The organism is Cytobacillus kochii (genome assembly GCF_020171845.1).
GTDB classification, from domain to species: domain Bacteria; phylum Bacillota; class Bacilli; order Bacillales; family Cytobacillaceae; genus Cytobacillus; species Cytobacillus kochii.
Map to the genome: position 1 here is coordinate 295,545 of NZ_JAIVAM010000005.1, position 17,480 is coordinate 313,024.

The 17,480-nt window shown below is 37.4% G+C and carries 18 protein-coding genes and 1 riboswitch; of the genes, 6 read left to right on the forward strand and 12 right to left on the reverse strand.

What is annotated here, in order from left to right:
* The 3 genes from LCM23_RS10415 (at position 1) to LCM23_RS10425 (ending at position 3,821) form a co-directional block, all read left to right on the forward strand.
* Entirely contained in the window at positions 1 to 1,011 is a 1,011-nt protein-coding gene (locus LCM23_RS10415) for a sensor histidine kinase (protein ID WP_224936883.1), read from the forward strand.
* Between the two features lie 100 nt (positions 1,012 to 1,111).
* Complete coding sequence (locus LCM23_RS10420; RefSeq protein ID WP_224936884.1) at positions 1,112 to 1,873, forward strand: ABC transporter ATP-binding protein; 762 nt, start codon at positions 1,112 to 1,114, stop codon at positions 1,871 to 1,873.
* Positions 1,863 to 3,821 (forward strand): ABC transporter permease, encoded by a 1,959-nt coding sequence (locus tag LCM23_RS10425; protein WP_224936885.1) that lies wholly within the window; start codon positions 1,863 to 1,865, stop codon positions 3,819 to 3,821. Before LCM23_RS10420 ends, LCM23_RS10425 begins: the two co-directional genes overlap by 11 nt.
* 55 nt (positions 3,822 to 3,876) lie before the next feature.
* Here LCM23_RS10425 and LCM23_RS10430 read toward each other — a convergent pair whose 3' ends face one another.
* The 4 genes from LCM23_RS10430 to LCM23_RS10445 form a co-directional block, all read right to left on the reverse strand.
* Positions 3,877 to 4,206: a thioredoxin family protein gene (locus tag LCM23_RS10430; RefSeq protein ID WP_224936886.1), complete on the reverse strand. Its 330-nt coding sequence runs from the start codon at positions 4,204 to 4,206 to the stop codon at positions 3,877 to 3,879.
* 28 nt (positions 4,207 to 4,234) lie between these two features.
* Positions 4,235 to 5,458, reverse strand: coding sequence for a hemolysin family protein (locus tag LCM23_RS10435; protein ID WP_224936887.1), 1,224 nt, complete (start codon positions 5,456 to 5,458; stop codon positions 4,235 to 4,237).
* Between the two features lie 181 nt (positions 5,459 to 5,639).
* Positions 5,640 to 6,200, reverse strand: a complete 561-nt coding sequence (locus LCM23_RS10440; protein ID WP_224936888.1) for a nitroreductase family protein — start codon at positions 6,198 to 6,200, stop codon at positions 5,640 to 5,642.
* A gap of 44 nt (positions 6,201 to 6,244) precedes the next feature.
* The gene (locus LCM23_RS10445; protein ID WP_224936889.1) at positions 6,245 to 6,721 is read right to left on the reverse strand and encodes a methylated-DNA--[protein]-cysteine S-methyltransferase; all 477 of its coding nucleotides are present in this window, start codon (positions 6,719 to 6,721) and stop codon (positions 6,245 to 6,247) included.
* Positions 6,722 to 6,856: 135 nt separating this feature from the next.
* Between LCM23_RS10445 and LCM23_RS26305 the strand changes: the two genes are divergently transcribed.
* Positions 6,857 to 7,423 carry an iron-containing alcohol dehydrogenase gene (locus tag LCM23_RS26305; RefSeq protein ID WP_455738025.1) on the forward strand — a complete coding sequence of 189 codons (567 nt, stop codon included), beginning with the start codon at positions 6,857 to 6,859 and terminating at the stop codon, positions 7,421 to 7,423.
* 12 nt (positions 7,424 to 7,435) lie between these two features.
* Positions 7,436 to 8,065 (forward strand): hypothetical protein, encoded by a 630-nt coding sequence (locus tag LCM23_RS26310; protein WP_455738026.1) that lies wholly within the window; start codon positions 7,436 to 7,438, stop codon positions 8,063 to 8,065.
* Positions 8,066 to 8,328: 263 nt separating this feature from the next.
* Here LCM23_RS26310 and LCM23_RS10455 read toward each other — a convergent pair whose 3' ends face one another.
* The 4 genes from LCM23_RS10455 to LCM23_RS10470 all read right to left on the reverse strand — a co-directional run bounded on the left by LCM23_RS10455 (position 8,329) and on the right by LCM23_RS10470 (position 12,821).
* Positions 8,329 to 9,063 (reverse strand): amino acid ABC transporter ATP-binding protein, encoded by a 735-nt coding sequence (locus tag LCM23_RS10455; RefSeq protein WP_224936890.1) that lies wholly within the window; start codon positions 9,061 to 9,063, stop codon positions 8,329 to 8,331.
* Between the two features lie 24 nt (positions 9,064 to 9,087).
* The gene (locus tag LCM23_RS10460) at positions 9,088 to 9,846 is read right to left on the reverse strand and encodes an amino acid ABC transporter permease (protein WP_224936891.1); all 759 of its coding nucleotides are present in this window, start codon (positions 9,844 to 9,846) and stop codon (positions 9,088 to 9,090) included.
* A 197-nt stretch (positions 9,847 to 10,043) separates the two neighbouring features.
* Positions 10,044 to 10,889, reverse strand: coding sequence for a transporter substrate-binding domain-containing protein (locus tag LCM23_RS10465; protein ID WP_224936892.1), 846 nt, complete (start codon positions 10,887 to 10,889; stop codon positions 10,044 to 10,046).
* Positions 10,890 to 11,018: 129 nt separating this feature from the next.
* Positions 11,019 to 11,203, reverse strand: a riboswitch (Lysine riboswitch).
* Positions 11,204 to 11,333: 130 nt separating this feature from the next.
* Positions 11,334 to 12,821 carry a methyl-accepting chemotaxis protein gene (locus tag LCM23_RS10470; RefSeq protein WP_224936893.1) on the reverse strand — a complete coding sequence of 496 codons (1,488 nt, stop codon included), beginning with the start codon at positions 12,819 to 12,821 and terminating at the stop codon, positions 11,334 to 11,336.
* Between the two features lie 143 nt (positions 12,822 to 12,964).
* Here LCM23_RS10470 and LCM23_RS10475 point away from each other — a divergent pair, with 143 nt between their 5' ends.
* Positions 12,965 to 14,011, forward strand: coding sequence for a ketopantoate reductase family protein (locus tag LCM23_RS10475; RefSeq protein ID WP_224936894.1), 1,047 nt, complete (start codon positions 12,965 to 12,967; stop codon positions 14,009 to 14,011).
* An 84-nt stretch (positions 14,012 to 14,095) separates the two neighbouring features.
* On the opposite strand, the gene LCM23_RS10480 is transcribed toward LCM23_RS10475, so the two are convergent.
* From LCM23_RS10480 to LCM23_RS10495, 4 genes are all read right to left on the reverse strand, one after another.
* Positions 14,096 to 14,812, reverse strand: coding sequence for a sulfite exporter TauE/SafE family protein (locus tag LCM23_RS10480; RefSeq protein ID WP_224936895.1), 717 nt, complete (start codon positions 14,810 to 14,812; stop codon positions 14,096 to 14,098).
* 314 nt (positions 14,813 to 15,126) lie between these two features.
* Positions 15,127 to 15,684, reverse strand: coding sequence for a class I SAM-dependent methyltransferase (locus tag LCM23_RS10485; protein ID WP_224936896.1), 558 nt, complete (start codon positions 15,682 to 15,684; stop codon positions 15,127 to 15,129).
* Between the two features lie 129 nt (positions 15,685 to 15,813).
* On the reverse strand, positions 15,814 to 16,446 hold the full coding sequence (locus LCM23_RS10490) for a LysE family translocator (protein WP_224936897.1): 633 nt from the start codon (positions 16,444 to 16,446) through the stop codon (positions 15,814 to 15,816).
* Positions 16,447 to 16,533: 87 nt separating this feature from the next.
* Complete coding sequence (locus LCM23_RS10495) at positions 16,534 to 17,358, reverse strand: class I SAM-dependent methyltransferase (RefSeq protein WP_224936898.1); 825 nt, start codon at positions 17,356 to 17,358, stop codon at positions 16,534 to 16,536.
* Between the last annotated feature and the right edge of the window lie 122 nt (positions 17,359 to 17,480).

Genomic DNA, 17,480 nt, shown 5'->3' on the forward strand with positions numbered 1-17,480 from the left:
ATGGTGATTACTTTCTTAAAAGAACGAATAAGTTGGATACTTCTCTTCCTCTTCTCTCTGATGCTTATCATTGTATTTGCTTATATTGATCCTGGATTATCAATGTATTCGACCCTCTATATGGTTGGGATCCTGCTGGTTATTTTCATTATCTTTCTATTCTTGCGGTTTATAAAAGAGGTCTCCTACTACCGCCGATTAGAAAATTGGGCACCTGGACTTGATCTCCATTATTTAGAAGAGGCCGGCTCACCTTTTGAAAAAATCATTGAATCTAGTCTTCAGAAACAAACGCAGCAATTAGAGGTGGAAAATCAACAGATCAAATTGGAGATTGAACAAGAGAAAGATGAATTATTGCGATGGATTCATGAGGTAAAGACCCCTTTAACGGCAATGAAACTCATCATTGATCGCCTAGAGCATCCAAGCTCGAAATCAGCTTTAGCTAACGAGTGGCTTCGCATTCATTTACTGCTTGATCAGCAGCTTCACCATAAACGTATGCCAACTTTAGAAAATGATCTTTATATTGATAAGGTCTCACTTGAGGAAATATTATTTAGGGAAATACGAGACTTGCAATCTTGGTGCATGCAAAAAGGGATTGGTTTTGAACTGGATCTTGCAGTGAAAGAAGTGACAAGTGATGGTAAATGGCTTGGGTTTGTGATTAGGCAGATTTTATCTAATGCAGTAAAATACAGTCACTCATCCGAAATTACCATTGAATCACAGGCACTTGGTGACATTAACGTTCTCACCATTTCAGATAAAGGGAAAGGCATTTCACAAAAAGATTTACCGCGTATATATGACAAGGGATTCACCTCAACAGCTGACCATGCAGGACATGCTGCTACAGGAATGGGGCTTTATTTGGCCAAAAAAGCAGCTGATACATTAAAAATAAACATTCAAGTTAGTTCAATCATAAATGAAGGGACGACAGTAACACTTGTGTTCCCTAAAATGAATGATTTCGTTTATATAAGAATGACAACGAAGTGACAATAATGTCACACACAATGATATTTTGTTCGCTGAATCGAAGGAGAAAGTCCCTCCATCCCTTTACAATGTAGGTAAGCTTAGAAAAAGGAGCATTCACATGAATATATTAGAAGCACATAAAATTCATAAAACCTACGGTAGTAGAGGGAATAAACAAGAAGTTTTAAAAGGCTTGGACCTGCATATAAAGCAAGGTGAATTTGTCAGTATTATGGGGGCATCGGGGTCAGGGAAGACAACCTTGCTCAATATCCTTTCGACGATTGATCACTTAAGCTCTGGTTCCATTAGTATTGAAGGAAAAGAAATGACGAAAATGAAAGAAAGACAACTTGCGGAATTCCGTAAACATTATCTTGGCTTCATTTTTCAAGATTATAATTTACTTGATACATTGACAGTAAAAGAAAACATTTTACTGCCATTATCAATCAAAAAAGTATCACGGACTGAAGCCAATAAACGCTTTTCTGACATCGCCACTGAATTAGGGATTGAAGAATTAGCAAACAAATATCCAAGTGAAATCTCTGGTGGTCAAAAACAACGAACATCAGCAGCACGTGCTTTCATTCATGAGCCAAGTATTATTTTTGCGGACGAACCGACCGGTGCCCTTGACTCAAAAGCAGCTTCTGATTTACTCAATAAATTAACGCGACTGAATGAAACAAGAAAATCTACGATTATCATGGTCACACATGATCCTGTTGCAGCGAGTTACTGCAGTCGCGTAATTTTTATTAAAGATGGACGTATCTACACCCAATTGAACAAAGGTGATGAGAAGAGGCAAGATTTCTTTAAGGATATTATGAAGACGCAAGCCATTTTGGGCGGTGTACAAAATGAACATTAATTTGCTCATTTGGCGTAATTTAAAGAAGAATTTGAAGAATTATTACCTTTATGTTTTTGCACTTGCTTTTAGCTCTAGTCTTTATTTTGCCTTTGTTACATTACAATATGACCCTGCATTAGATGAGGCGAGCGGTACAATAAAAGGTGCAGCGGCTATACGGGCAGCATCTGTCCTACTCATCGTAATTGTTGCTGTTTTTCTTTTATTCGCTAACAACCTTTTTATTAAACGACGTGGACAAGAAATTGGTCTCTTTCAACTAATTGGGATGACAAAGGGGCAAATCTTCCGCATACTCACAATAGAGAACTTCTTATTGTATTTCGGTTCTCTATTCATTGGCATTTTTCTCGGTTTTCTTTGTTCCAGGTTTGTGCTAATGATTTTATTTAAGTTAATCTCAATGGATGAATTAGCTGAATTACAATTTTCAACTCAGGCGTTGGTACAGACATTAATCGTGTTCGCTGCCATTTACCTTCTCATTATGGCGAACAATCTTTTCTTTATTCATCGTCAAAGCATCCTATCACTGTTTAAGGTTAAAGCTACGACAGAAAGCACCGTCAAACGTGTAACAATTGTGGAAATAATTATTGGTATTTTAGGAATTGCTTTTATTCTTACTGGTTATTATGTTTCATCACGCCTGTTCAGTGGGGATTTCACCTCAATAAATGAATTATTTATAGTGATGATTTTCATCCTTGGGAGCGTGATTGTTGGTACGTACCTGTTCTTCCGTGGTTCTATTACCTTCTTAGGAAATGTCATTCGTAAAGGCAAAGGTGGTTACTTGAGCATAACAGATGTTATGTCCTTATCATCTATTATGTTCCGCATGAAATCCAATGCGTTACTATTAACGGTTATTTCAACGGTATCGGCACTTGCCATTGGTTTACTGTCTTTATCTTATATCCAATACTATTCAGCCGAAAAGAGTGCTTTTGAACGTGTACAAGCGGATTTTTCTACTAATAGTGAAAAAGAAGCAAATATGCTAACAGAGGCATTCAATGATCATAATATCGCTTATACAGAAGAAACAATGGAAGTCTTAGTTACTACCTTTAATATGATAGATTTGATTGAACTAACTGTTGATCCCGAATTAGCAGAAGTCGATGTAAAGAAGATGGAATCTACAGTAGTTAGCGATAAATTTGTTGAAGGGTTAGATGTTTTGCCTAATGAAGTGTTCTTCGCTGGATGGCCAGCAATGTATGACTCACTGATGAAAGTAAAGCATGATAGCTCTATTGTGATGCATACAACTGCAAAAGAATACAAACTAGACTTTATTGGTTTAAATGATGAACCTGTCATTCCCTTTTATTTCACAAACGGTGGCTCACCAACTGCTGTTGTCGATGACACTCTATATAAGCAATTGCAAAATGAATTAAATGCTGATTTACAATTAAATCTCCAAGACCAAGGTAACCATTTTTATAAAATAAACCTGCAAAACACAGGAGACATAGAAAAAGCGAATAATCTATACGAAACAATGGATTTCGCTCACAATACTTGGTCCCTACAATTAGAATTTGAAGGGGTAAAAATATTTATCGGTTTGACATTATTTATTACCGGCTTCTTAGGGCTTACATTCTTAATCACTTCAGGCTGTATCATTTACTTTAAGCAAATGGATGAAGGGGAAGAAGAAAAGAATGGCTATACGATTTTACGTAAGCTTGGCTATACTCAGAACGATCTCCTAAAAGGCATTTGCGTGAAACAATTTTTCACTTTTGGTATCCCCCTTGTTCTCAGTCTGTCTCATAGTTACTTCGCTGTTAAATCGGGCTGGTTCTTGTTTGGAACAGAAATGATGACACCAACTATTATTGTCATGGTTATCTATACTGTGCTTTATTCCATCTTTGGATTATTAGCGATTTTACATTATAAGAAAGTGATCAAAGATGCATTGTAATGAATGAAGAGCACCGTTCATTTAAGAACGGTGCCTTTTTAATGCATTTTTTACATCATAAAGTTTGAATAAAATGCTTTAATTGTTTGTTAAACTCCTGTACTCTCAAAAATCTTCCTTCTCTTAAGTACTCTTTTCCTTCTTTAAAGAGGATGACTGTCGGTACAGAAAAAACCAAAAACTCACCGGCTATTTCGCTTACAACCTGATAGTTAACTTTTCCTAGTTTTATCTTTTGAAAATCCTTCACACTCTCTAATAATTTGGGATACAATGCATGACATACACTACATTGATCACTCCAAATATAAAGGAGGGCAAAGTTATTTTCTTGAACAAATGCTCGAACTTCTTTAATTGATTTCAATTCTGAATGCTTATTCACTTTTTCAAACTCCTTTAAAAGCACAGCATCATTTTTTAGTAATTTTTATTTTAGTCAGTGCCCTCCCTTTTACTTCTAATATTTCAAAAGTAAGATTGTTTTGTACAATGACTTCACCTACTGCTGGAAAATGGTCTATTTGCTTTTGTATGTAACCTGCCAGTACATCATCTTCCTCTGGTATATCTGTCTTAAATACAGAATTGAGTTGATATAATGTAATTTTTCCATTACAGATGATTTCTGTGTCAGTCAGCTTATGAATATGCCTTTCAGTATCAAGATCCATTTCATCTTCAATTTCTAACCCAATCATGGCTTCTATAATGTCTTCATGAGTAACAATTCCTTCTGTTCCACCATATTCGTCCAAGACAATTGCTAGATGTTTTTTCTCCATTGTCATTTGGCGAAAAACACGCTCAAGAGAAGCAAATTCATAAATAACTAAGGGATCTGTATCACAATAATCCTCTAGTGTTTTATGTGGTTCCGCAGCCCAAGATAATAAGTACTTTGAATGAAAAACTGCGACAATACGATCAATATCCTCCCGATAGACAGGATACCTTGTATACGGATGTTGAATCACAGTATCTCTTACTTCTTCAAATGTAGTTGTAATAGGAAACGCAACAAGATCTATTCTTGGGGTTTTTAGCACGTCTTTTACATTTAAATTGTGAAAATTAAGTACACCTTTAATACGATGAGACTCTTCTTTTTTAAAGATGCCTTCCGTGTCAGCGATTTCCACCATTGCCCGTAGCTCTTCCTTAGAAATCGATGATTCTTGTTTCTGCCCCTTTGATAATATGCGGGTAATAAACCCCGTTAAGCCATTTAAAATGACTGTCACTGGTTTTAGAATAAAAATAACGGTCCGAATCACAGGGTATACAAGATACGATATACGATCAGGGAAAGCTGCTGCAATGGATTTCGGAATTACCTCCGAAAATATAATAATAACCACTGTTAAAATGGCCGAAGCAAGCGCAACATTAAACCCATATTGAATAGCAAGGGTTGTTACAAGTGTTGGTAGTAAGATATTAGCAATGTTATTACCAATGAGAATAGAAGTAATAAACTCACTTGGCTTTGAGACGATATTAAGAAGCTTTTCTGCCTTTTTATCATGGTTTTTCGCTTTCGTTCGCAGCCTCATCTTATTTGTTGCAGTTAATGCCGTTTCACTCCCTGAAAAAAAGAATGAAACAAATAAGAGAAAAATAATAGCAATAATCAACTCTAGTCCCCCTAACAAATGAACAGCCATTAATCGATATTTTATATACCAATAGTATACCTAACTACTCTTCCTACAAACATATTTGATTGACTTTAAAAAAGGATTATATATTCTAGCAGCTAAAAAAAGGCTAGGAACTGCTTTTCGCACCTGCCCTAGCCTTTATTGTCACCTTATTTTACTCTTTAATAATTTGCAGCTTTTCTTTCATACTTGTTCGGGGCTTTGCTTCAGGAATATGATCGGCATAACCAATCATTAAAGTAGCTACTACTTTCTCCCCTGGTTTTACACCAATCGCTTCTCGGAAGACAGGATTATAGATCCAATCATTGGTACGCCAAATCATGCCAATGCCTCTTTCCCATGCAGCTAATTGGAAATTTTGAATCATTGCACTCACTGCACCAAAATCCTCATCCCATGTCTTTTGACGAGGGTCCTCAGGCATCACAACAACTAAGTGCAACGGTATAGAGCGAAAATAAGCGGATTTATTTTGTGCTTTTTCAGGTATGGTCCCATCCTTTAATTTTTGCGTTTGGCAAAATGCGTCAATAAACTTCTCTTTCCCTTTTTCAGCGAATAGTAATAAACGCCATGGTTCCGTCATTTTATGATTTGGTGCCCATTTTGCCACCTCTAGTAATTCTACAATTTCATCTATGCTTACAGGATCTTGTTTGAATTTTTTAATCGAACGGCGATCCTTGATGATTTCATCGATTTTTCTCTCCATTTCCAGTCACCTCTTCTAACATTCTACTTACCAGAACTATTATACTATTTTCTGAACTTTCTTTCATGCTCAAGCAACCAGCCTTTTCTTTCCATCCCACCTGCATAACCAGTTAATTTTCCGTTTGTGCCAATAATACGATGGCAAGGTACAATGATACTCATTTTATTTTTTCCATTAGCGCTCCCGACTGCACGGACAGCTTTTTCATTTCCAACAATGACGGCAATGTCTTTATATGAGGCAGTCTCGCCGAAAGGAATTGTTGTTAACGCTTGCCATACATTCGTTTGAAAGGTTGTCCCATTGAGCTCATAAGTAATGTCAAATGCTTCTCGCTTCCCTTGAAAATATTCCTCTAATTGCTGTACGCATTCCTTTATTACATCTGGCGAGTCATCCCTCAATGGTTCTGCGATTTCCGTTCTATCAAGAAATTGAACAGCTGTGATGGCTTTTTCTGTTCCTTCGATTGATAGCACACCTACAGGGGAATTTATTTGTACAAGCGATTTTTGCATAACAAGCTCACTCCCTCATTTTTTACTTGTATTCTAACACTCTTTCTAAAATTTAGTTAGAGAAAGAAGGAAATCACCTTGTAAGCGCTTAACTATTTATAAGTAAAAAAAATATTAGAAGGAGAGGATCAGCGAATGAGTTTATTGAACGCATCATTTCACTTAAATCTACAAACGGATTTAAAATTTGGTTATGAGGTCGTTCAACAAGAGCTTTCAGACAAAATTAAAGCGACAGGAAAGAAGAAGGTCTTCGTTTGTACAGATAAAGGACTGATTTCATCAGGTGTCGTAGAAAAAGTCACCCAAGTATTAGAAGATGCATCCATTGAATATGCAGTTTATGCAGAAATCGAGCCTAACCCGTCTGCTCATTCCGTTATGGAAGGCATGAAGAGCTTTCAACTAGAAGGCGCAGACTTGATTATTGCCCTTGGAGGCGGTAGCTCTATGGACTTTGCCAAAGCGCTGGCTGTAGCAGTCACACACCCCGGATATGTACTGGAATACGCTCTTGGCGGTAAGCCAATAGAAGATAAACTACCATTACTTTTTGCGATTCCAACAACAGTTGGTACTGGCTCTGAAGTAACGATTGCGAGTGTAATTACAGATAGCGACGGTGGTAGAAAACTTGTTCTAGGGTCTCCTTATCTAGTACCAAAAGTTGTGTTTGTGGATCCGGCACTCACGCTAGGATGACCACGCAAGCATGTGGCTGCTACAGGGGCTGATGCACTTGTCCACGCCATTGAATCTTATGTTTCATTACCTGCTAATCCTTTTACAGATGCTCTTGCTCTTCAAGCGATTCGCATGCTCTGGACCTATTTACCACAAACCTATGCTCATGCAGACAATTTAGAAGCAAGAGGGCAAGTCCATCTTGCTAGTACATTGGCTGGCATGTCATTTAGCCTTGGTGGATTAGGGATTGTTCATTCCTTATCACATCCAATGTCTGCACGCTACGGTGTCCCCCATGGACTTGCGAATGCCGTGATATTACCAAAAGTGATTGCCTACAATCTTCCGGCATCAACAGAAAAATATGCAACAATTGCACGCATGATTGATCCATCCTTACATTCCGTAAGTATGCAACAAGCAGCCAAAACTCTTATTCCGTTAGTAGAAGAATTAATGCATTCTATTGATATTCCACAAGATTTCTCGCATCTCGATCACCACTTTACAGATGAAGATATCGCCCAACTAGCAGAAGATGCAATGAACGATCATGGAACCGTACATTATAATCCAAGAAAAGCAGTGAAAGATGATATTGAAGCCATTTATAAAAAGGTTTTACCTGTGAATATAGACGAGAAAATTTATCATTAACTAAGGAAAAAGAGTATTCCTTCCGAGCTAGACACGAAATAAGATTCATTCCCGAGCGGAAATACGACAGCATAAGTTGGTCTTACGAATGTGGTTCATTCACCTTTGTCGCGGCCCAACTTTGACCAAAGAACCGAAAGTAACTAGAAAATGAACTTCTGAGCCTATTCCAAGGCTTTTAACAACGTTCCAGACATGGGGCTATCATTCCTAAAACTAAAAGAAGCCAACCCAATTTAATCATTAAATCGGGCAAGCTTCTTTTAGTTACGTGTACGTTGTAGGAAAGCTTTGGTTCTTTCCATTTTGGGGTTATTGAATAGTTGCTCTGGTGTCCCTTCTTCAGCAATGACGCCTTTATCCATGAAAACAACGCGATCCGATACTTCACGGGCGAATTCCATTTCATGGGTGACAATGAGCATGGTCAAGCCTGTGCCAGCCAGTTCCTTCATCACCTTTAACACTTCGCCAACCATTTCAGGATCGAGTGCTGAGGTTGGTTCATCAAACAACATCACATCTGGCTCCATTGAAAGTGCTCTTGCAATCGCCACACGCTGTTTTTGACCTCCGGAAAGCTGTCTTGGCTTAGCTTCTACATAAGCCTCCATCCCGACCACACGCAAATATTTCTTCGCGATTTTTTCTGCTTCCTCTTTTGAACGCTTTAATACTTTTACTTGCCCAACAACACAATTGCCCAATACATTATGGTTATTAAATAGATTAAAAGATTGAAAAACCATGCCGAGATTTTTACGATATTGATGGACATTATGTTTATCGTCGAGGATATTTTCACCGTTATAGATAATTTGTCCACCACTTGGTTTTTCTAATAGATTGACACATCTTAGTAGTGTCGATTTCCCAGACCCTGATGAGCCGATGATTGTAACTACTTCTCCTTTATTCACTGAGAAGTTAATATCTTTTAATACTTCATGACTACCAAAAGACTTACTTAACCCTTGAATATCAACAACTGTATTCACCTTTCCAACTCTCCTTTCCGCCACCTATGCTCCTGTTGTTTTCCTTTTGATATCTTCTGCCGTATCCATTTCACCTGCAACGACGTAATTTTCCGGTCCATCCATTCTTCTTTCAATATAGCGTAGAATTAAAGTAACGGTATAAGTCATAATGAAATAAATAATACAAACAACAAAGAATGACTCAAAGTAGCGGAAATTATTCCCTGCAATTGAATTCGTTTGGAAAAATAATTCAGATATAGAAATCACGCTTAATACGGCAGTATCTTTTATATTAATGATAAATTGATTACCTGTAGCTGGGAGAATGTTTCGAATGACCTGAGGTAAAACAACATTCATCATTGTTTGCAAATGGTTCATCCCAATGGCTTGGGCTGCCTCATATTGACCTGGGTCGACAGAAATAATCCCTCCACGAACAATCTCAGCCATATAAGCACCCGTGTTAATGGAAACAATAACGATACCAGCAATGAGCGGATCCATTTGATAGCCAAAGGCCATTGCTGCCCCGTAAAAAATAACCATTGCCTGTACAATCATTGGTGTGCCTCTAAAGAATTCAATATAAGCAGATAACAAGAAATTCACTATTTTTAATAACAACCGTTTAGGGCCATTCTCCGGTATTGGTATTGTTCGAAGAATGCCTGACAACAAACCAATTAAGGCACCGAAAACGGTACCAATTAAGGCAATGACTAATGTCACACCGGCGCCCCGTAAGAACATTGGCCAATATTCGACTACGATGCGAATAATCCATTCTATACTCATAACATAATCTCCTTTTCTCTCATCATGATTGGCCATTACCAATCAATCTGCTAAGGATTTGCGCTTCAAAGGTTTAATTAGTCCTTCTATTACTTAAAGGGAGAGGATGCGCTACCCTAGTTGTTTATTTCTCATGTCTCTCCTAACCTTCTTCTCGATATAAAACCGGCTACATCTCATGCAGCCGGCTCATTTAATTATTCTGCCGCTGGCTGATTCTCAATAGCAGCATCCATTAATTCTTTTTGTTCTTCTTCAGAAATATCTGCAAGGATTTCATTGATTTTATCTGTTAAGTCGCTATCCTTTTTCACCCCTACTGCAATGGCAGTATCTTCTTCACTTGTCTCAAATCCTTCAGTAAATTCAACCATCGCAAAGTTATCATTAGCAGCTGAAGCACTTACACCTTCAGGACGTTCAGAAACATAACCGTCAATAATTCCAGACTCTAATGCAACACGCATAGCAGGGAAGCTCTCCATCGCTGTTTGCTGTTGTACGCCGTCAATTTGATCAATTACTGAATAATGAAATGTATTTAATTGGGCAGTAACCTTTGCTCCACTGAAGTCTTGAATGGATGTGGCATTTTCGTAATCGCTACCTTTTTTCACTACCATGACTAAATCAGATTCGTAATAGTTATCAGAAAAATCAATCGTCTCTTTTCGTTCTGCTGTTGGTGACATACCAGCAATAATGGCGTCAATTTTATCTGAACTTAATGATGGTACTAAACCATCCCATTTTGTTTTCACAATTACTAACTCTTTTCCTAAACCTTCTGCTATCTTCTTCGCAATCTCAACATCGTAACCGCCTGCAAACTCTGAATTACCTTCAATTGCAACTGCGCCGTTGCTATCATCCATTTGCGTCCAGTTAAATGGCGCATAACCCGCCTCTAGTCCTACACGAAACACGTCTTTATCTTCTCCACCTGAACCTGTGCTTCCTTCAGCCTCATCATTTGAACCACAAGCAGCTAGAAACATACTCATTACTAAAGCCATAACTAGTAAAGCAAATCTCTTTTTCATTTCTATTCCCCCTAATATATTTTTCTACTAATTAAACTATTCCGAATTAAGAAAAAGAATAACAAAAAAAGACCTGAGATGAACTCAGGTCCTTGTTATTCTTCCGCCTAAATCCTCTACTTTTCCCATTTTAGAGATAGTGCACCTTAATAAACCGGGTAAATTTATTAAGACAGTCCTGCAATTATTCACTGCAGACCCAACATGCTATACAAACGGATATAGCACATTTCGGCGATATTTCCTTCTCTTTAGTTTCATCATGCCTTATCACTCTACTAAAGACTGTTAAATACCGCGCCTCTACCCCACCAGAAAAAGTGAGGTTTATTCAATTTGATATCTATTAGGCTACAATAGTTTAATAGCGTCTGTCAATATAAACTCTATGGAAAATTGGTCCTTTTTTCGCACAACCTTTTGATCAGAGCATAATTACCAATGTCAAGCTTGTTTGCTTGAAGCTAACTCTTTTAACTGGATGCTCAAATGATTAATATCCGCTACCGAATGGTTTACTTTTGACACCATCTCATGTTCATCTTCTATGATGGCAACGATTTCCTCTGTAGCTGCAGCGTTTTCCTCTGATATATTTGCCATATTTTCAATCTGTTCTTGAATTTGCTCAAATTTTTCTGTGGCAGCGGACACTTCATTGACACCTTTCACTAACTCTAAGTTGTTTTCTTGTAATGATGTTTGGATCTCGTTGAAAAAGGCAGATATCTCTGTTAGAAGTGCTTGTCCCTGCTTTACAGCACCTTCCCCTTCAAGAGAGCTTTGACGTGCTTCAAGAGACTGAGTGAAAAGAGTATTCGTCACTTCAGAGATCGCCACCGTGATTTCAGCACTTTGCTCAGCTAACTTCCTTACTTCATCTGCAACGACCGCAAACCCTCGCCCATGCTCTCCGGCTCTTGCTGATTCAATTGCTGCATTTAATGCGAGTAAATTAGTTTGATCGGCAATTTGTTTAATGCCTGCTAATAATTTATTCACTTGTTCCATACTAGAATGAACATCTGATACCGTCGATGCTGTCACACTAATCGTTGTATTTACTGTATTCATATGCGATGTAACATCGACTATCTTAGTTAAACCATCTTGTACTTTCTCATTCATACTCTTCGACTTTTCTACGACACCTTCTGAAATGGCAACAGATTCTTTTGTATTTTGTAAAGACTGACTCATAGAATCATTGACAATATTTAAGCTGTTCGCTTCTTCCTGAATACTTGTAGCCATCTGTTGAGCAGCTTCTAATACTTGTTGGCTTGACTCATGTATCGTTTCAATATTTTGCTTAAAAAGTCCAATATGATTTTCTAGAGTCACTGTACCTTTATCTATTGAACCAAAGGTGTCTTGCAACTGTATGAGAAGGTCTTTTGACTCCGTTTCTTTTTGCTCTGCTTGGTCAATCAATTCCCTACCCCAACTAGCTAATAAATAAAATAAGTACAAAATCCCGTTGGTGACAAGAATAATAGTAAAAATACTCCGGACACTATTACTTTCTCCTAATAACTGATGGCCAATTATAAAGTAGGTAGCAATAAAACTAATATTAAAGAATGCAGAAAAAGCAACAATCATTTCTTTCTTAAAATACAGCACCACCATTGCAACCGTTAAGAATAAAATATAATGCTTATTCAAAGCATATCCGTCCACAAAAAAGAGCATCATCACAATGAGGTTTGGTATAGCAGCATACAAAAAGCCCTTTACGTAATCATTGATACGCAAAAAGTACAGAACAATAGCCATGACAATGACAGAAATCCCAGCACACATAATGACAATTGTATCGCTCAAACCTCGGTCAATAACAATAGGTAAGACTAATAAAACAGCTAATGTCATCAATCCCCACATATTCACTTTATGAACTCTTAATAATTCGTTCTTTTGCGTACCCAATTATTTTTCCTCCTAAATTAATCCAAAAACAAGGACTTTAAGCCTATTATTTGGGTTTTTTTTCTTTTATTTCTCTTATTTATTTCGGTATGATTAACTATTATGTTAGTGCTTTATAGCTAAATATTTTAGGAGGATACATAATGAGAATTGCGATCATGGGAACAGGGTCTTTAGGGACGATTATTGGGGCACACTTATCAAAAGGGGCACATCATGTGGAATGCATCGATGTGAATACTGATCATATCAATGCCTTAAACAGTAACGGCGCAACAGTTGTGGGGACGGTAAACTTGCAGGCTTCTGTAAAAGCCATCACGCCACAAGAAATGAATGGCATTTATGACCTTGTCTTACTTTTAACAAAGCAAGTATACAATGAATCAGTGCTCCTACAATTACAAGCGCATATGAACGAAGCAAGCATATTACTCTCTTTACAAAATGGTGTTCCAGAAGAAAGTTTAGTAGAATCACTTGGTTCATCCAACATTATTGGTGGTTCTGTTGAGTTTGGTGCAACTTGGGTAAAACCAGGTGTATCACAATTAACATCAGACAAAGAGGCATTCTCTGCTCACGCGTTTCAAATTGGTGAGTTAGACGGACAGATTACTGATCGCGTGAATCAAGTAAAAACCGTTCTTGAAGATGTCGGTGGCACAATCGTGTCAAATAATCTTATCGGTACAAAATGGTCCAAACTTCTTGTTAATGTAGCGATGAGCGGTATGTCGGCAGCACTAGGTTGTACATATGGAGATATTTTGAATAACGAGGCAGCTGTCACAAGTGCAGTGATGTTAGCTGATGAAACGTTAAAAGTTGGATACGCGAATAACATTCAATTTAGCGAACTAGCGGGTGTAAATGTAGGTATCTTCTCTATTAGCGAAGACAAGAGCAACCTACCAATGGTCATCCAAGTTGCTAAACAAGCATTTGCTCCTCAAGCACTGCTCAAAGCTAGTATGCTACAAGATTTAGAAAAAGGATTACAAACAGAAGTCGACTATATTAATGGTTACATTTCAACAAAAGGGAACGCCCTACAAGTATCTACTCCAGTAAATGATCTTGTCACAAGCTTGATCAAACAAGCAGAAGAAACAAAACAACTGCCGGACTTTAATGAAAATATTAAAGCATTTGAGTCCCTATTAAACAAAGAATTTGCCATTCATTAATCCATACTTGAAAGACAGGCTGAGTGAGACGTGCGAAATCGAACCCCTCACCAGCCTTTTTTCCCTCCTCATTCCCATGCAGCATTAGAGAAATAATTGGTTAATACATAAGTATAATCCAGTAAATAAAAGGATGGAGTATGAAATAATTGAGAAAAACTTTTGGCTCATGACTTTAAATAATAATTGTCCTAAAAATATGCCAATTAGTGCCACAGGAGCTCCAACCAAACTAGCGAGCCAAACTGTTTGTGTGGTACCGGCGACAACCATTTGGATAGTCAGACTGATTACATAAATATATAAATAAAAAGCAATTGTCGTTCCTCTGAGAATTTCCATATTCGTTTTGGTGCCCGAGAAATACAATAATAACGGCGGACCAGGCATCCCAATACTTGTCGTTAATGTTCCAGATAGCCCACCAGCGCCATAATCTCTATTTCTCGTTTGCTTCATCTTCAATTGAGCAATCATCAACACAGTCAAAACCAAAATTAGAATACCTATCCCTAGTTTTAGCCAGTTAAGCGGTAACCAAAGAAAAATGACCATCCCTAAAGGTAAACCAAAAATACTGCCGATGATGAGTCGTTTTAACACTTTTTGATCAACATCGACCTTGACTTTCCCTATCATGACAATCGAAATAAACAAAGATAAGATTAAGTTGATTTGAATGGCCTCCATCGGCTCAAAAAACAGCAGTAAAAACGGCGTCGCTAAAATAGAAAATCCATATCCCGTACTCGCCTGTAATATAGATGCAACTAAAATAAGAAGTATATATAAAATGAGCAATTGAGCAAACCACCTTCATTATTACAGAAACTTTCTCCCCTGCCTCTATTTTACCATTTCAGCTAACAAAACCCTCATAAGATGGACCGTTTGTTTCACGTGGAACGAGAAATTTTTGTGGGGACTTATCTAATTAAGATAAGAAAAAAGTGCCCCTTAATTAAAGGGATGTAGGACTACTTTTCCTTATTGAATTGCTGTTTAAAAAAGCTTTGTTGGATACGGATATTTCACGTTTCAATCATGCCTTATTTTATATATACGACTATTTGTAATGGATGTTAGTTTACTGTTGCTTTACATGTAAACATTCATTATTTTTTTACTGCCCTAATGATATAAACCGGCTCACTTCCTAATTTCTGTGGAGAAACGGTCATTTTCATATCGCTAAAACCGGCATTTTCCATTGCCTTCATCATATCCCCAGATGATACTCTCGGTCCTCTGGCATCTGCGGTTTTTTCAATATCAATGCATAAGAATGTACCTCGAGATTTTAAGGTACGCTTGATTTCTTCTAGTACAGCGGATAATGGTTTTACTTCATGTAGCGAGATTGAAGCGATCGCAATATCTACTTGTTCATCTGCTAATGGTATGTCTTTAAAATTAGCTATTACGGGCTGAATATTTGTGATCCCTCTCTTCTCTGCTGTTAGCTGCAAATAGTTTAAAATTTCCTCATCCAAATCAAGTGCATAAACCAAATCTACCCTTTCTGCTATAGGTAGCGCTACGTATCCTGCACCAGCTCCTATATCTAATACGACGTCACTATGATTGAGGGGGAGGTATTGAAATAATTCCTCAGCTGAAAAACGATCAATATTTTCAAGATGACTAATCTTTCTTTTTACTTTTTCATTCATAAGTAATAACCCCTTTTTAATTATAGATATAAACACTCTTTAATAACTATAATTTATTTAATCTTCTTTGTAAATGGGGAATATTGTAATGGATGAAAAAACGGAGCAGAGTTTGTTCTGCTCCTTTCTTTATGAGGATGCCTTTGTTTGGAGAAGCTTAATACCTAAGCCGACAAAGATCATGCCCGTTACCTTATTAATGATAAATTCTGCTTTAGGATTATTTCTAAGTTTTTTCGTTGTTGTAGAGGCAAAAAGCGCGACTATCGAACACCAAATGGTTCCTGTTACAACATAGGTCATACCAAGGATGATAAAAGGAAGTGGGCCATATCCATTGTCTACAGATATAAATTGGGGTAGAAATGAAATATAGAAAAGCGCCACTTTTGGATTGGTTAGATTGGTTAGTAAACCTTGAGCAAACACTTTCCTTGCAGTTAAAGGTTTCGTCTTTTTAACTTCAAATTGTGAGGATTTTTGAATGACCATACGTACGCCAAGATAAATTAAATACGCCGCACCAATCATCTTTACAATAGTAAATAAAATGACTGAGGTTGTAAGAATAAGAGATAATCCGATAGCAGCTAAAAATGTATGCACCATTGCTCCTGTAGATATACCAAGAACAGAGTATAACCCTGCCTTCTTACCTTGTGAGACACTCCGTGAGACAATATACATCGTATCTGTCCCAGGGGTAATATTCATAATAATCGCGGCGGCTAAAAACACCGTAAAACTTGTGATGCCAAACATCTAATCTTCCCCCTCAACCAATACATGTATTAAAATTACTTCCATTGTACTCCTCTCGCAAGAAAAGAAATAGAATATTTTTAAAAATTATTTTTGAACAAGGATAGCCATTGTCTCGCTTCTATCAGTGTAAGGCTCTCCAGCCACATTACTATACTCATTAATTACTTTAAATCCAGCATCTCGGAGCTCTCTTATCAACCGCTCCTTAGTAAAGTATTGATACCAAATGTGATACACATCAGCGGATTCTTCAGTCAGTACCAAAGTTTGTTCAAGAGAAATTTCCTCATCATATTTTTTGTTATGAGAGATTTCCAAGTAAGGATGGGCAGACCAAAATCCCCCATGATTATTCATTGACCATTGTTTTCCCTCTACAAAAGAATGATACTTATTAACGGTAAATACATCTAAAAATAGGCGTCCAGATTCAGTTAAGCAGCGATAAATATTCTTTAACAACTGCTTGCGATTCTTTGGCGATAATGCACCATAATCACAATAGATCAGCGTCGCAAAATCAAACGTATTTACGTCATCCATGTTCAGATAATCCTCAAAGCGATACTGTATCGGTAAATGCCTTTCACTAGCCTGGGCTTTGGCGTAAGCAATAGAGTTCTCGGAGAAATCAATCCCTGTAACCGCATAGCCTCTCATTGCCAGCTGTTCACAATAAAGACCTGGTCCACAACCGAGATCAACTACTCTATCTCCACTGTTCATAAGCTGTGAAATAAATCTTACCGAAGCATCTATAAATTTCGGTTCTCTACTCGCTCCTTCATGGTTTGGATTAAGATGTGCTTTTAAAAGCTGTTTTGCAATATACTCATCTTGCCAAAACATTTTTTCAGATGGTTGAAAAGCTTCTGGCTGTTCAATTTTGCTTAAAATCTCCTTATACATAAAAAGTCCCCCTAGTCGAAAGATATTGCATATTATAACAGAATTCAAGGAAAGCAACGATCATTCTCTTGCTGGATGAATACAGGGTTAACGGCTATACTATAAGAGATTCTTACTGAAAA

Excerpts from the sequence above, each read along its gene's own strand:
- LCM23_RS10415 (WP_224936883.1), top strand. The coding sequence starts at position 1 with ATGGTGATTACTTTCTTAAAAGAACGAATAAGTTGGATACTTCTCTTC.
- LCM23_RS10420 (WP_224936884.1), top strand. The coding sequence starts at position 1,112 with ATGAATATATTAGAAGCACATAAAATTCATAAAACCTACGGTAGTAGA.
- LCM23_RS10425 (WP_224936885.1), top strand. The coding sequence starts at position 1,863 with ATGAACATTAATTTGCTCATTTGGCGTAATTTAAAGAAGAATTTGAAG.
- LCM23_RS10440 (WP_224936888.1), bottom strand. The coding sequence starts at position 6,200 with ATGGAGAGAAAAATCGATGAAATCATCAAGGATCGCCGTTCGATTAAA.
- LCM23_RS10445 (WP_224936889.1), bottom strand. The coding sequence starts at position 6,721 with ATGCAAAAATCGCTTGTACAAATAAATTCCCCTGTAGGTGTGCTATCA.
- LCM23_RS26305 (WP_455738025.1), top strand. The coding sequence starts at position 6,857 with ATGAGTTTATTGAACGCATCATTTCACTTAAATCTACAAACGGATTTA.
- LCM23_RS10460 (WP_224936891.1), bottom strand. The coding sequence starts at position 9,846 with ATGAGTATAGAATGGATTATTCGCATCGTAGTCGAATATTGGCCAATG.
- LCM23_RS10465 (WP_224936892.1), bottom strand. The coding sequence starts at position 10,889 with ATGAAAAAGAGATTTGCTTTACTAGTTATGGCTTTAGTAATGAGTATG.
- LCM23_RS10475 (WP_224936894.1), top strand. The coding sequence starts at position 12,965 with ATGAGAATTGCGATCATGGGAACAGGGTCTTTAGGGACGATTATTGGG.
- LCM23_RS10485 (WP_224936896.1), bottom strand. The coding sequence starts at position 15,684 with ATGAATGAAAAAGTAAAAAGAAAGATTAGTCATCTTGAAAATATTGAT.
- LCM23_RS10490 (WP_224936897.1), bottom strand. The coding sequence starts at position 16,446 with ATGTTTGGCATCACAAGTTTTACGGTGTTTTTAGCCGCCGCGATTATT.
- LCM23_RS10495 (WP_224936898.1), bottom strand. The coding sequence starts at position 17,358 with ATGTATAAGGAGATTTTAAGCAAAATTGAACAGCCAGAAGCTTTTCAA.